This is a genomic window from Haloarcula rubra, assembly GCF_019599465.1.
Lineage (GTDB): Archaea > Halobacteriota > Halobacteria > Halobacteriales > Haloarculaceae > Haloarcula > Haloarcula rubra.
The window spans coordinates 186,048-198,204 of record NZ_RKLR01000001.1 but is presented as its reverse complement, the minus strand read 5'-3'; the positions used below and the strand labels follow the sequence as shown (position 1 = coordinate 198,204).

12 protein-coding genes are annotated in these 12,157 nt (G+C 68.4%); 7 read left to right on the top strand and 5 right to left on the bottom strand.

Going from position 1 to position 12,157, the window contains the following annotated elements:
* Window positions 1-111: 111 nt before the first annotated feature.
* A complete protein-coding gene (locus EGH21_RS01095; protein WP_220616630.1) occupies window positions 112-654 on the top strand; it encodes a hypothetical protein in 543 nt (180 codons plus the stop codon).
* Here EGH21_RS01095 and EGH21_RS01090 read toward each other — a convergent pair.
* From EGH21_RS01090 to EGH21_RS01080, 3 genes are all read right to left on the bottom strand, one after another.
* Window positions 651-1,136, bottom strand: coding sequence for an SRPBCC family protein (locus EGH21_RS01090; protein WP_220616629.1), 486 nt, complete (start codon window positions 1,134-1,136; stop codon window positions 651-653). The two genes, EGH21_RS01095 and EGH21_RS01090, sit on opposite strands and share 4 nt — an antisense overlap.
* A gap of 65 nt (window positions 1,137-1,201) precedes the next feature.
* Entirely contained in the window at window positions 1,202-2,458 is a 1,257-nt protein-coding gene (locus EGH21_RS01085; RefSeq protein ID WP_220616628.1) for a Glu/Leu/Phe/Val family dehydrogenase, read from the bottom strand.
* 47 nt (window positions 2,459-2,505) lie between these two features.
* Window positions 2,506-3,369, bottom strand: a complete 864-nt coding sequence (locus EGH21_RS01080) for an HpcH/HpaI aldolase/citrate lyase family protein (RefSeq protein ID WP_220616627.1) — start codon at window positions 3,367-3,369, stop codon at window positions 2,506-2,508.
* Window positions 3,370-3,459: 90 nt separating this feature from the next.
* Here EGH21_RS01080 and EGH21_RS01075 point away from each other — a divergent pair, with 90 nt between their 5' ends.
* The 3 genes from EGH21_RS01075 to EGH21_RS01065 all read left to right on the top strand — a co-directional run bounded on the left by EGH21_RS01075 (window position 3,460) and on the right by EGH21_RS01065 (window position 5,080).
* The gene (locus EGH21_RS01075) at window positions 3,460-3,909 is read left to right on the top strand and encodes a MaoC family dehydratase (RefSeq protein ID WP_220616626.1); all 450 of its coding nucleotides are present in this window, start codon (window positions 3,460-3,462) and stop codon (window positions 3,907-3,909) included.
* A 2-nt stretch (window positions 3,910-3,911) separates the two neighbouring features.
* A complete protein-coding gene (locus tag EGH21_RS01070; protein ID WP_220616625.1) occupies window positions 3,912-4,757 on the top strand; it encodes a CPBP family intramembrane glutamic endopeptidase in 846 nt (281 codons plus the stop codon).
* A gap of 113 nt (window positions 4,758-4,870) precedes the next feature.
* Window positions 4,871-5,080 carry a TOBE domain-containing protein gene (locus EGH21_RS01065; RefSeq protein WP_220616624.1) on the top strand — a complete coding sequence of 70 codons (210 nt, stop codon included), beginning with the start codon at window positions 4,871-4,873 and terminating at the stop codon, window positions 5,078-5,080.
* A 1-nt stretch (window position 5,081) separates the two neighbouring features.
* On the opposite strand, the gene EGH21_RS01060 is transcribed toward EGH21_RS01065, so the two are convergent.
* Window positions 5,082-6,854, bottom strand: a complete 1,773-nt coding sequence (locus tag EGH21_RS01060; RefSeq protein ID WP_220616623.1) for an acyl-CoA carboxylase subunit beta — start codon at window positions 6,852-6,854, stop codon at window positions 5,082-5,084.
* Window positions 6,855-6,966: 112 nt separating this feature from the next.
* On the opposite strand from EGH21_RS01060, the gene EGH21_RS01055 reads away from it, so the two are divergent.
* Window positions 6,967-8,934 (top strand): PKD domain-containing protein, encoded by a 1,968-nt coding sequence (locus EGH21_RS01055; RefSeq protein ID WP_220616622.1) that lies wholly within the window; start codon window positions 6,967-6,969, stop codon window positions 8,932-8,934.
* On the opposite strand, the gene EGH21_RS01050 is transcribed toward EGH21_RS01055, so the two are convergent.
* Window positions 8,928-9,803 carry a class 1 fructose-bisphosphatase gene (locus EGH21_RS01050; protein WP_220616621.1) on the bottom strand — a complete coding sequence of 292 codons (876 nt, stop codon included), beginning with the start codon at window positions 9,801-9,803 and terminating at the stop codon, window positions 8,928-8,930. The genes EGH21_RS01055 and EGH21_RS01050 overlap by 7 nt on opposite strands.
* A gap of 267 nt (window positions 9,804-10,070) precedes the next feature.
* On the opposite strand from EGH21_RS01050, the gene EGH21_RS01045 reads away from it, so the two are divergent.
* A complete protein-coding gene (locus EGH21_RS01045; protein ID WP_220616620.1) occupies window positions 10,071-10,928 on the top strand; it encodes a 3-hydroxyacyl-CoA dehydrogenase family protein in 858 nt (285 codons plus the stop codon).
* 85 nt (window positions 10,929-11,013) lie between these two features.
* Window positions 11,014-12,156, top strand: coding sequence for an acyl-CoA dehydrogenase (locus tag EGH21_RS01040; protein WP_220616619.1), 1,143 nt, complete (start codon window positions 11,014-11,016; stop codon window positions 12,154-12,156).
* Window position 12,157 lies beyond the last annotated feature (1 nt).

Here is a 12,157-nt window from a genome sequence, read left to right as displayed (position 1 = left end):
TGGATAAATGTACGCCCGTGAATGGTCGGTGCCGGTCCCGGCGACGCCGACGCTACAAACGCCGTCGAACCCATCTGAAGGCTTATTCCCCGATTCGTCCACTGTACAGACGTGAATCGACGACAGTACCTCGCCGGCGTCGGCGGCGGCCTCGCGGCGCTGGTCGGTGCCACCGCCGTCGCGGACGCGACCAGAGCGGACGTCGCCTTGGACGGTAACCTCCACCGCCCCGGCGGTGCTCCGGTCGAGACGACGGTGACCGTCGATCGGGACGTAGTCACGTACCTCCCCGACCGCGACGCCGTGCGCGAAGACGGCGAGACGCGACCGTTCGACGAGTGGGTCCGCTGGACGGCGTTCGAACGCGCCGCCGAGACGGTGGTCCCGGTCGTCGAGGACCGACTCGACGAACCCGACGCCGGCCTCGGCCGGGGGATACGGAGCCTCGTGTTCGGACTCGTCGCCACTGTCGACTACGCCATCACCCGGAATCGCGACGGGGCGGTCGTGAGCGAACCGACCGTCCCGCTCGACCGGGTGGTGTCGGTGGCTCCCCGGACGGTGACCGTGACCGTCGAACTCGCCGGTCGCTCGGCGGTCCGTGTGGCCCCGGTCGCCGTCGAGAAGACCGAAGCCCAGTACCAGGACGGTTAGGCTTCGAGTAACGCCCTCGTCTCGCGGTGGCGGTAGCGGAACATCGGTTCCATGCCGAGGAACCCGATGGGACCGACCGCCCGGCCGAGCGGACCGCCGGGGAGTTCGTACTCCACCCGGTCGTGGACGATGGTGGCGTCGTCGCCGTCGGCCCGGAACCGGTGAGTGTGTTCCCACTCGGGGAACGGCCCCTCGGTCATCACGTCACGGAACATCGCCTCCGCCTCGCTCTCCTCGCGGGCGACGATTTCGGAGACCCAGCGCTGGCGCGGCGCGACGCCGAACGGCTTGACCGAGGAGACGACGACCGACCCCGCTTCCAGCACCTCGGGGTCCGGGTCGCCGTCCGGCCCGCGCGTCTCCTCGACTCTGAGGTGCATCCAGTCGGGCGTGAGGGCGACGAGACCGTCGGCCGTCGAGTGGAACTCCCAGACCTCGGACAGCGGCGCCGACACACGGACCTCTCGCTCGAAGACGGGCATACCCGGACTTGGGGAGACACGGGGAAAACCCCGGCGGTGTCAGCGAGGCGACTGCCGGCGGGCGTTCAGGGCCAGATGCCGCCCTCTTCGGCGGCGTCGACGACGCGTTCGATGGCGACGACGTACATCGCCGTGCGGAAGTCCTCGGCGTCGGTGCGCTCGTAGGTGTCGACGAGGTCCTCGAAGGCCGTCGTGATGACCCGTTCGAGTTCGTCGTTGACGCGCTCTTCCTCCCAGTAGAAGCGCTGGCGGTTCTGGACCCACTCGAAGTACGACACGGTCACGCCGCCGGCGTTCGCGAGGATGTCGGGGAAGACGGCCACGTCGCGCTCAGAGAGCACGTCGTCGGCGCGCGGCGTCAGCGGCCCGTTGGCCGCCTCCACGATGATATCGGCCTGCACGTGGTTGGCGATGTCGCCGTCGATGGCGTTCTCCAGCGCCGCCGGGATGAGCAGGTCGACGTCCATCGTCAGCAGTTCCTCGTTCGAGAGTTCCTCCGTCGCCCCCTCGAATCCGGCGAGGGAGCCAGTCTCGTTCTTGTGGTCTTTCGCGGCGCGGGCGTCGAAGCCGTCGGGGTTGTGGACGGCCCCGGAGGAGTCCGAGACGGCGACGACGTTCGCGCCCAGATCGTCGATGAGTTTCGCGGCGACCGAGCCAGCGTTGCCGTACCCCTGCACGGCGACGGTCGCTCTCTCGATGTCCTTCCCGAGATAGTCGAAGGCCTCTCGAGTGGTGAGCATCACCGACCGGCCCGTCGCCTCGACCCGGCCGGCGCTCCCGCCGGACTCGGGTGCCTTCCCGGTGATGACGCCGGGTTCGGTCGTGTTCTCCAGCGTCTCGTAGGTGTCCTTTATCCAGTTCATCTCCCGCTGGCCGGTGTTGACGTCCGGCGCGGGGATGTCCCGGTCCTCGCCGATGAGGGGCCGGAGTTCCTTCGCGAACGAGCGGGTGATGCGCTCGACCTCGCTGGCGGAGTACTGGCGCGGGTCGAACTTGATACCGCCCTTCCCGCCGCCGTAGGGGATGTTGACGGCGGCGCACTTGTACACCATCCAGCCGGAGAGGGCCTTCACTTCGTCGCGGGAGACCTGCGGGTGGTAGCGGATACCGCCCTTGTACGGGCCGCGGTCGCCGTTGAACTGCGAGCGGAAGGCTTCGAACACCTCGACCGAGCCGTCGTCCATCTCGACGGAGAGGGTCGTCTCGAGGACGCGCTCGGGGTGTTTGAGGCGTTCGAGAACGTCCGTGGAGTACTCGAGGTAGGCGGCGGCGTCGTCGATTTGCTCCTGCAAGCTCTCGAACGGATTCACCTCGTCAGACATACGTACTCAGTAGCCGACCGGAGACAAAAGGGTGCCGCCGGCCATGGTCACGTGGTGCCGTCGTGGGTATCGTCCGGGGGCGGGCCGTCGACGCCCGCCCGTTCGAGGACGCGCTCGGCCTGTCGAATCTGCGGGGCGTCTATCATCTCGCCGCCGACGACGAAGACGCCGCCGTCGGCCTCGTCGCGGGCCGAGAGAATCCGCTCGGCCCACTCGATTCGGTCCGCGTCGGGCGTGAACACGTCGTTGAGGACCGTCGCCTGTGCCGGGTGGATGGCGAGTTTGCCGTCGTAGCCCAACTGGAGCGCTCGGCGGGCGTCCCGGCGGAGGCCGGCGTCGTCGGTGAAGTTGGGGAAGTGGGTGTCGATGGGGGTCACTCCGGCCGCCCGCGCCGCGAGGACGACGTGCTGACGGGCGTGGGCGACTTCGCTCCGGTCCTCGCTCCCTGTCGCGCCGATGTCGCCGGCGAGGTCCTCGGCCCCGAACACGAGGGCGTCCGTCGCCTCGACGGCCGCGATGGCCTCGGCGTGGAGGACGCCCGCGGCCGACTCGACGAGCGAGAGAATCGGACAGTCGACGCCGGCCTCGTCGAGCGACTCCGCGAGCAGTCGCACGTCGTCGGCGTCGCTCGTCTTCGGGAGCATCACGCTGTCCGGGGCCGGACCCGCCAGTACGACGGCGAGGTCGTCGGCCGCCCCCGCGCCGACGGGGTTGACGCGGACACAGACCTCGCAGTCGGCCGGCAGTATCGCGGCGAGGGCGTCCCGAACGGCCTCGCGGGCGGCGGGTTTGGCGTCGGGGACGACGGCGTCTTCGAGGTCGAAGACGACCACGTCGGCGTCGCTCCGCGGCGCCTTCCGTAGCTTCTCGGGTTCGTCACCGGGGGAGAACAGGACGCTTCTGCGGGGCATACGCCCCCGTTCGTCGCCCCGGCCCGTAAGTGTCGGCGCTCGGTCGCACCCGTCCCGCAGGGATAAGGCCGCGGCGGGCCATCTCCCGGTATGACCGGCCTGTACTACGAGGAGTTCACCGAGGGAGAGACCATCGAACACGAGAAGCGCCGGACGATAAGCGAGAGCGACAACCAGCGGTTCTGCGACCTCACGATGAACCAGCAACCGCTCCACTTAGACGCGGAGTTCGCGAGCGAGACGCAGTTCGGCGAGCGCCTCGTCAACGGTCTCTACACGATGTCGCTCGCCGTCGGCCTGACCATCCCGGACACGACGGACGGCACCATCGTCGCGAACCTCTCGTACGACGACGTGGAGCATCCCGCGCCGGTGTTCCACGGCGACACCATCCGCGCCGAGTCGACCGTCACGAACAAACGACTGACGAGCGACGGGGACCGCGGTATCGTCACGATGCGCGTCGACGTCTACAAGCAGGACGACACGCTCGTCTGTTCGTTCGAGCGAACCGCGCTGGTCCAGCGCGCCGAGGACTGACGATGCCCACGCCCGACCGCGGCCGACTCGCGCGGTTCGTCGTCACGCTCGTCGGCCTCGCCGCGGCGCTCGTCGCCGTCTCGCTGGCCACCGGCGTTCGGATGGTCGCGCTGGCGCCGGTGTACATGTTCACGCCGATGGTGGCGGGCCTCGTCGCCACACTCACCTCCGGAGTCTCGCTGCGGACGGTCGGCCTGCGCGTCGGTCGGCCGACGTGGCTCGCCGTCGCGGCGCTGTCGGCACTCCCGATGGTCGCCCTGACGCTGCTCCTCTCGGTGGCCGTCCCCGGTATCGGCTTCGACCCGAGCGCGAACGCTCTCCCCGGGGTGACACTCCCCGGCGGGGCCGTCGGCGTCCTCGTCACCGCCGCCGTCGTCCTCGCACTGGGGGCGACGGTCAACGCCGCGTTCGCCTTCGGCGAGGAGTTCGGCTGGCGGGGCTATCTGCTCTGGGAACTCGCGCCGCTGGGGTTCTGGCGGGCGTCCGGTGCCATCGGCGTCCTCTGGGGGCTCTGGCACGCGCCGATAATCCTCGACGGGTACAACTTCCCCTCCTTTCCCGTCGTCGGGGTGGGGCTGATGGTGGTCGCCTGCGTCGCGTTCTCCCCGCTGTACACGTATCTCGTCGTCCGTGCCGAGTCGCTGGTGGCCGCGGCGCTGTTCCACGGCGTGTTCAACGCCGCCGCCGGGTTCGTGGTCGTCTACGCCGTCGCCGAGGACCCCGCGCTGGACGAACTGGTCGCCAATCCCGTCGGGGTCGCGGGTGCCCTCGCGTTCGTCCTCGTGGCCGCGGCACTCGCCGCTCGAGCGACGCCGACGCTAGACCGGGTGACGCTGGCCGGGGAGTGAGTCGACCGGAGCGATTCCGCCGCGACGGCGGTCCCGGTCCGTCGTGGGGGCACTCTGACGGGTCGGCGCGGCCGACCGACACGATATACGTGTTGGAGAACCTATCTGTTCGCATGGTACTCAGTGCCAGAAACAACTTGCGCGGCACCGTGACGGCCGTCGAGATGGACGGCGTGATGGCAGAGGTCGTGGTCGAACTCGACGACGGACAGACCGTCACCTCGACCATCACGCGGGCCTCGGTCGAGCGTCTGGACCTCGTCCCCGGCGACGACGTCAGCGCCGTCGTGAAGGCCAGCGACGTGATGATAGACGCCGAGTGACTCAGATGACCGTCCCGTGTTTCTTGTCGGGGCGGTCCTTCTCGACGGTCTCGTACATCTCGAAGCGAGCGGCCAGTTCCGCCCGCAGGTCGCTCGGCGGGACGATTTCGTCGATGACCACTTCGCTCGCCATCCGATGGACGTCGATGTCGCGGCGGTACTCCTCCCGGAGTTCGCGTTCACGTTCGGCCCGTTCTTCGGGGTCGTCGATGGCGTCGAGTTTGTTCGCGTAGACGGCGTTTATGGCCGCTTCCGGCCCCATGATGGCGATTTCCCCGCTCGGGAGCGCCAGCGTCGCCTCCGGGTCGTAGGCCGGCCCGGACATGGCGTAGATGCCCGCCCCGTACGCCTTGCGGACGACGACGCACTGCTTCGGGACGGTGGCCGAGGACGTGGCGTAGATCATCTTCTTCCCCGCTTCGAGGATGCCCTCCTTCTCGACGCCGGACCCGGCCATGAACCCCGGCGTGTCACAGAGGTACAGCAGGGGGACGTTGTAGGCGTCGCACTTCCAGACGAACTCGGCGGCCTTGCGGGCCGCGTCGGGGAAGATTGCGCCGGCACGCTGGGCGGGTTGGTTGGCGACGACGCCGACAGAGCGGCCGTCGACGCGGGCGAACCCGGTCAGAATCTCCTTTCCGTACTCCGGTTGCAACTCGAAGAAGGAGTCCCCGTCGACCACGCGCTCTATCACGCGGTGCATGTCGTACCCCTTGTTCGGCTCCTCGGGGACGACACTGTCGAGTCCCGCCGGTGACTTCGACGGTGCGACGGTCTCGGCACGCGGCGGTTTCTCGTCGGCGTTGTCGGGCAGGTACGTTATCAGGTCGGCGACGAGTTCGCGGGCGTGTTCCTCGTCGTCGGCCACGAGGTCGGCGCTGCCGGAGTGGCGGGCGTGGACGTCCGGGCCGCCCAAAGTCTCGAGGTCGATGTCCTCGCCGGTGACCATCTCGACCATCCGCGGCGAGGCGATAGCCAGCGCGCTCATCCCGCGGACCATCACGGTGAAGTCGGAGAAGACGGGCGTGTAGGCCGCGCCGGCGATGCAGGGACCGTACAGCACGCAGATTTGGGGGACCGCGCCGGAGAGGATGGAGTGATTGTAGTAGAACTTCCCGATGCCCTCTCGGTTGGCGAAGAAGCCCGTCTGTTGGTCGATGCGGCCGCCAGAGGAGTCGACCAGATAGAGCGCCGGTCGCCCGGTCTTCAGAGCCCGTTGCTGGAGGCGGAGGAACTTCTCGACGCCGCGTTCGGCCATCGACCCGGCCTTGACCGTGAAGTCGTTGGCGGCGACGTGGACCTTGCGGCCGTCCAGCGTGGCCGCGCCGGTGAGCATCCCGTCGGCCGGGAGGCGTGTCCCGTCGTCGTACTCGTCGACCTCGGGACTGTCGGCGTGCCACGCGTCGAAGTTCGCGAAGCGACCGTCCTCGAAGTCCAGTCCGTCCTCGCCGAACCAGAGTTCGAGTCGGTCACGGACGAACAGTTTGCCCTGTTCGGCGAGGCGCTCGCGGTACTTCTCGGGGCCGCCGCGCTCGATGTCGGCTATCTCCTCGCGGAGCCGTCGCTCCCGGTCGGTGGGGCCGGCGTCGTCGGCGTCGCCGCTGTCGACGGTCCCGCCGTCGTCCGTGTCGGCCTCGGCGACTTCCTCGACGAACGTGGGGTCGTCGCTGTCGCCGACGTACACCTCGACTCGCTCTCCGACGTGTTCGGCGACGGCGGCGGCGATAGCCGACGCCTCGTCGCGGCTGGCGTCTGCGGCGATACGAACCTTCATACCGTGTCCCACGGCCCCGGGGGTCACAGTCCTTACCCCGCTCGCGGTTCGATTATCATCGCTCGTAATGTCGCCGGGCGATTGATAACCGGCCGTAGGCAACTGGCGAGCAATGAGCGTCGCCAGCGCCGGGGAAGAGCGGAGTCGGCCCGCCTCTCGGGGGATTCCGCGCACCCTCCTCGCCGTGCTCCTCCTCGGTGCCCTCGCCGTCGCCGCGAGCGGTCCCGTCGCGGCCGCCGATACGACGCCCCCGGAGTGGGGGAACGCGACGAAGGGGAACGCGACCACTATCGACGTGACCGTCTACGACGACGGGACCCTCGACACGGGGAGCATCTCGGCCGACGACTTCGTGCTGACCGAGGGGACCGTCGAGAACGTCTCCGTCACGCCGCTGGACGTCGGCGGCGAGAACCGCACCGGCGCACGGGTCTCGCTGTTCCTCGACGGCCGGCTCGACGTGAACGAGGTCACGGTCGGGCTCCGGAGCGGTGCCACCATCGAAGACGAGGCGGGCAACGCCCTCGCCGACGGCACCGTCACCGTCTCCGGGATGGACACCGTGACGCCCCGGTATCGCTCGTTCGCCCTGCGGCGCGTGAACGAGTCGACCGTCGAGATACGGGCGGAGACGAACGAACCCCTCGGCGGCCTCCGGGTCAGTATCGGCGGCCCGACGACGGACGAACTGAACCGCTCGGACTTCGACGAGTCGGTCGACTCCACGGCGGTGTACACGACCCGCTACACGTTCCCGGAGGAGGGGAAGTACGCGGTCCTCTGGATGTCGGCCACCGACCGCTACAACAACAGCATCAGGTTCAGCCGGCTGAAGCAGTTCCGCTACGACGGGTCCGCGCCGAACGTCACGCTCGACGGCCCCGAGAACGCCACCGTCGGCGACCCGGTGAACTTCACCGCGGCCGACTCCACCGACGACCAGCGAATCGAGGACTACCGCTGGCGCGTCGACGGCGGCACCATCATCCCGGGCGAGTCGATTCGCGTGGCGTTCGCGACGCCGGGCACCCACGCGATAGCCGTGGAAGTGACCGACCCGTTCGGCAACGCCGCCGTCGCCACGCGAACCGTGACCGTCAGGACGGCCAACGGGAGCGCCGGTGCGGTCGCCCTCACCCGGCACAACGCCACCCACGCCACGGCGACGGTCGACGGGACGGGATTCGCACAGACCGTCGACGCGCCGGACGGTCCGCTCGTCTCGGGAGCGAACGCCTCGCTGGTGCGCGTGACGGCCTCGGTGCCGGACGATGGGACCGTTCCGGTCGCTCTCAGGGCGCGCAATCGGACGCCGCCCTCGCTCGCGACGGCGACGGGCGACGCGGGCCTCGGGCTGTTCGAAATCGACCACGCCGACGTGCCCGCCGAGGCCGTGACGATTCGGTTCGCCGTCGACCGGGCGGCGCTGAACCGTCACGGGGTCGGCCCCGACGCGGTCACGCTGTACCGGGACGACGGCGGGTGGACGGCGCTCGAGACGGCCGTCGTCGAACGCGGCGACACCCGCGTCGTCTACCGTGCGACGGCGCCGGGGCTCTCGCGGTTCGCCGTGGGTCTCGACACCGACCAGACCACGGAGGAATCCGGTGACGACACGACGCCGACACCGACAGAACAACCGACCGAGCAGGCCGCCCAGCAGGGCACCCCGGACGTTCGGGTCACGAACGTCACCGTCGACCCCGCCAACCTCTCGGTCGGCGACCGGGCCGTGCTCACGGTGACGCTGACGAACCGGGGGACCGCGACGGGCGATTACCTCGTCGCCGTCTTCCTGAACGACTCGACGCTCGCCACTCGCGAGGTGACGGTGCCCGCCGGCGAGACGCGGACGACGGAGTTCGCCAGAGACGTGGCCGAGCGTGGCCCTCTCGAAGTCGGGAACCAGCGAGTCACGAACGTCAGTAACGGCGGTGGCGGGTTCGCACTCCCGGGCGTCCCGAACCCGCTTGCCCTCTGGCCCAGTGGTATCGTCGGGACGATACTGAGTGTCCTCGTGGGACTGGTCGTGGTGGTCTACGGTATCCTGAAAGCGCTGGCGATATACCTCGGTTACTGACCGACCTCGGACTCGAGGCGGTCGACGAGCGAGGCGTTACCGAGGTGGAGGGGCGTTCGCTCGTGGAGTTCGTCGGGGTTCAGGTCGAGGAGCGACTGCTCGCCGTCCGAGGACCGACCCCCGGCCGCCTCGACGATGTAGGCCATCGGTTGGCCCTCGAACTGGAGGCGGAGTTTCCCCTCGGGGCGGGACTCCAGCGCGGGGTACGCGAAGATGCCGCCGTAGGTGAGCACCTGATTGATGTCGGCAATCATCGCGCCGCCGTAGCGGAGTTTGAGTTCGTGGCGAACCGCCTCGGCGAACGTCTGGAACTCGTCGGTCCACGAGTCGACGCCGCCGCCGAACCCGAACACGGTCGGGTCGTCGGGGACGGTCACGTCGTCGTCGACGAGTCGCTGTTCGTCGCCGAGGACGTACTCCTTGACGCGGCCGTCGCGGGCGACGACCATCGACGTGACCGGACCGTAGATGACGAACCCGGCGGCCAGCAGGTTCCGGCCTTTCGTGGGCGGGCGCTCGGTGTACACGCCGAAGATTGTCCCCATGCCGCTGTTTGGTTCCAGATTGGACGACCCGTCGAGCGGGTCCATCGCGACGTGGAGGCGTCCGTCGCTGGTCGCGACTTCTTCGCGTTCCTCGCTGGCGTAGGTGGCGACGCCGTCGATGCCGAGGATGCGCTCCTCGAACAGTTCGTCCGCCCGGAGGTCGGCGGCCAGTTGCTCGTCGCCGCTGGGGTTGACCGTGCCGCTGTGTTCGCGTTCCGTCGCGATGGCTGTTCGAACGTCGCTCGCCGCATCCGCGATTGTGTCGATGACCTGTGCGACCGTCCGGTCGGCCTGGGCGGCCGAGGCGTCGAGTGATTTGCTCATCTATGGTGGGGCTGGGGGTGTGCCGGTCGAGTCGGGTGTGGGGTCGTCCGGCGGCGGTTCCCAGTGTGTCTCGTCACCTCCTGCTTCTGGCCCACACCATAAGTATCTTGTTGCTGACATTTACTACGGAGCGAGTCAATTATTCAGGAGCCGCGCCCTCGTGGGGTTTACGCATGGCACTTAGTCACACGTTTATACAATGGTAAGGTTAGTTATCGTTCTCCTAAGGTCGGCAGACTTACACGAACGGGAGGCGAACCGCCGGGTATGCAACTCGACGACATCGACCGCGTCGGCGTCGTGGGTGCCGGCACGATGGGCAACGGCATCGCGCAGGTCGCCGCCACCGCGGGCTACGACGTCGTGATGCGCGACGTCGAACAGCAGTTCGTCTCCGCGGGGTTCGAGGACGTGGACGAGAGCCTCGCCCGACTCGTCGCCCGGGACGAACTGACCCGCCCGGAAGCCGACCGCGCCCGCGACCGCATCGATGGGACGACCGACCTCGCCGACCTGTCCGACTGTGACATCGTGGTCGAAGCGGCCACGGAGGACATGGACGTCAAGCAGTCCGTCTTCGAGGACCTCGCGGAGACCTGTGCCCCCGAGACGGTGCTCGCGACGAACACCAGCACGCTCTCTATCACCACCATCGCCAGCGTCGTCGACCGACCAGAACGGGTGCTGGGACTGCACTTCATGAACCCAGTCCCGGTGATGAAGGGGGTCGAGGTGGTCGTCGGCGAGAAGACGAGCGAGGACACCCTCGCACTGGGGCACGCGTTCGCCGAAGACCTCGGGAAGGAGACGTGGGAGGCCGACGACAAACCCGGCTTCGTCGTCAACCGTATCCTCATGCCGTGGATAAACGAGGGCATCCGCGCCTACGACGAGGGGGTCGCGGAGATGGCCGACATCGACCGCGGGATGACCCTCGGGACGAACGTCCCGATGGGGCCGCTGGAACTGGCCGACCACATCGGGCTCGACGTCGTCCTCGACGCGAGCGAGACGCTCCACGAGGAACTCGGGGACCGCTACAAGCCGGCGTACCTCCTCAAGCGGAAGGTCGCCGCCGGCGACCTCGGGAAGAAGACCGGGGCGGGGTTCTACGAGTACGACTGACCCGCCGTGGCGGCCGGCATACGATGGCAGACAACGGACCGCCAGTTGCCGAACAGTAAAGGCGCGGGCCTCGATACCTTGTCACATGGACTTCAGTCCCACAGCGGAACAGCGCCAGATCCGAGAGATGGTCGCGGAGTTCGTCGACGAGGAAGTCGTTCCGCGCGCCGCCGAGATAGACGAGTCGGACGAGTTCCCGTGGGACCTCGTCGACCAGATGGCCGAGTTGGGGCTGATGGGGATGCCCATCCCCGAAGCGTACGGCGGCGCCGGCCTCGACTACCACAGTTACGCGATGGCACTGGAGGAGATATCCCGCGGGAGCGGGGGTCTCGGCACCATCGTCGCCGCCCACATCTCGCTGGCCTGCAACATGGTCTACGAGTTCGGCGACGAGGCCCAGAAGGAGACGTACCTCACCCCGATGGCCGAGGGCGAGGACGTCGGCGCGTTCGCGCTCTCTGAACCCGGCGCCGGCAGTGACGTACCGGCGATGACGACGACGGCCGAACCGGACGGCGACGGGTACGTCGTCGACGGCGGGAAACTGTGGATTTCGAACGGTTCCGTCGCCGACACCGTCGTCCTGTTCGCGAAGACGGACCCCGAGGCGGGCAACAAGGGCATCTCCTCGTTCGTCGTCCGACCCGAGGAGGACGACGGGTTCGTCGTCGAGGGGACCGAACACAAACTCGGCGACAAGGGCTGTCCCACGGCGGAACTGCGCTTCGACGAGATGTACCTCCCAGAGGAGCGCCGCCTCGGCGACGAGGGCCGCGGGTTCGTCCACGCGCTGAAGACGCTCAACGGCGGGCGCATCACTATCGCCGCCCGCGGCGTCGGCATCGCACAGGCCGCGCTGGACGAGGCGCTGCGGTACGCACAGGACCGCGAGCAGTTCGACCAGCCCATCTCCGACTTTCAGGCCATCCAGCACAAACTCGCGGACATGGACACGAAGACACAGGCCGCCCGCCTGTTGATGCATCAGGCCGCCGACCTGAAGATGCGCGGCGAGAACTTCGTCAAGGAGGCCGCACAGGCCAAACTGTACGCCTCGGAGGTGTCCCGCGAGGTGGCCAACGAGGGCATCCAGATTCACGGCGGCTACGGCTACACGAAGGACTTCCCCGTCGAGCGGTTCTACCGCGACGCCAAACTCAACGAGATATACGAGGGGACCAGCGAGGTCCTCCGCAACACCATCGCCGACGAGTTGCTGGACTGAG

Coding starts and splice junctions, on each gene's coding strand:
- EGH21_RS01040 (WP_220616619.1), top strand. CDS start 11,014: ATGGACTTCAGTCCCACAGCGGAACAGCGCCAGATCCGAGAGATGGTC.
- EGH21_RS01070 (WP_220616625.1), top strand. CDS start 3,912: ATGCCCACGCCCGACCGCGGCCGACTCGCGCGGTTCGTCGTCACGCTC.
- EGH21_RS01075 (WP_220616626.1), top strand. CDS start 3,460: ATGACCGGCCTGTACTACGAGGAGTTCACCGAGGGAGAGACCATCGAA.
- EGH21_RS01065 (WP_220616624.1), top strand. CDS start 4,871: ATGGTACTCAGTGCCAGAAACAACTTGCGCGGCACCGTGACGGCCGTC.
- EGH21_RS01085 (WP_220616628.1), bottom strand. CDS start 2,458: ATGTCTGACGAGGTGAATCCGTTCGAGAGCTTGCAGGAGCAAATCGAC.
- EGH21_RS01050 (WP_220616621.1), bottom strand. CDS start 9,803: ATGAGCAAATCACTCGACGCCTCGGCCGCCCAGGCCGACCGGACGGTC.
- EGH21_RS01045 (WP_220616620.1), top strand. CDS start 10,071: ATGCAACTCGACGACATCGACCGCGTCGGCGTCGTGGGTGCCGGCACG.
- EGH21_RS01060 (WP_220616623.1), bottom strand. CDS start 6,854: ATGAAGGTTCGTATCGCCGCAGACGCCAGCCGCGACGAGGCGTCGGCT.
- EGH21_RS01080 (WP_220616627.1), bottom strand. CDS start 3,369: ATGCCCCGCAGAAGCGTCCTGTTCTCCCCCGGTGACGAACCCGAGAAG.
- EGH21_RS01055 (WP_220616622.1), top strand. CDS start 6,967: ATGAGCGTCGCCAGCGCCGGGGAAGAGCGGAGTCGGCCCGCCTCTCGG.
- EGH21_RS01090 (WP_220616629.1), bottom strand. CDS start 1,136: ATGCCCGTCTTCGAGCGAGAGGTCCGTGTGTCGGCGCCGCTGTCCGAG.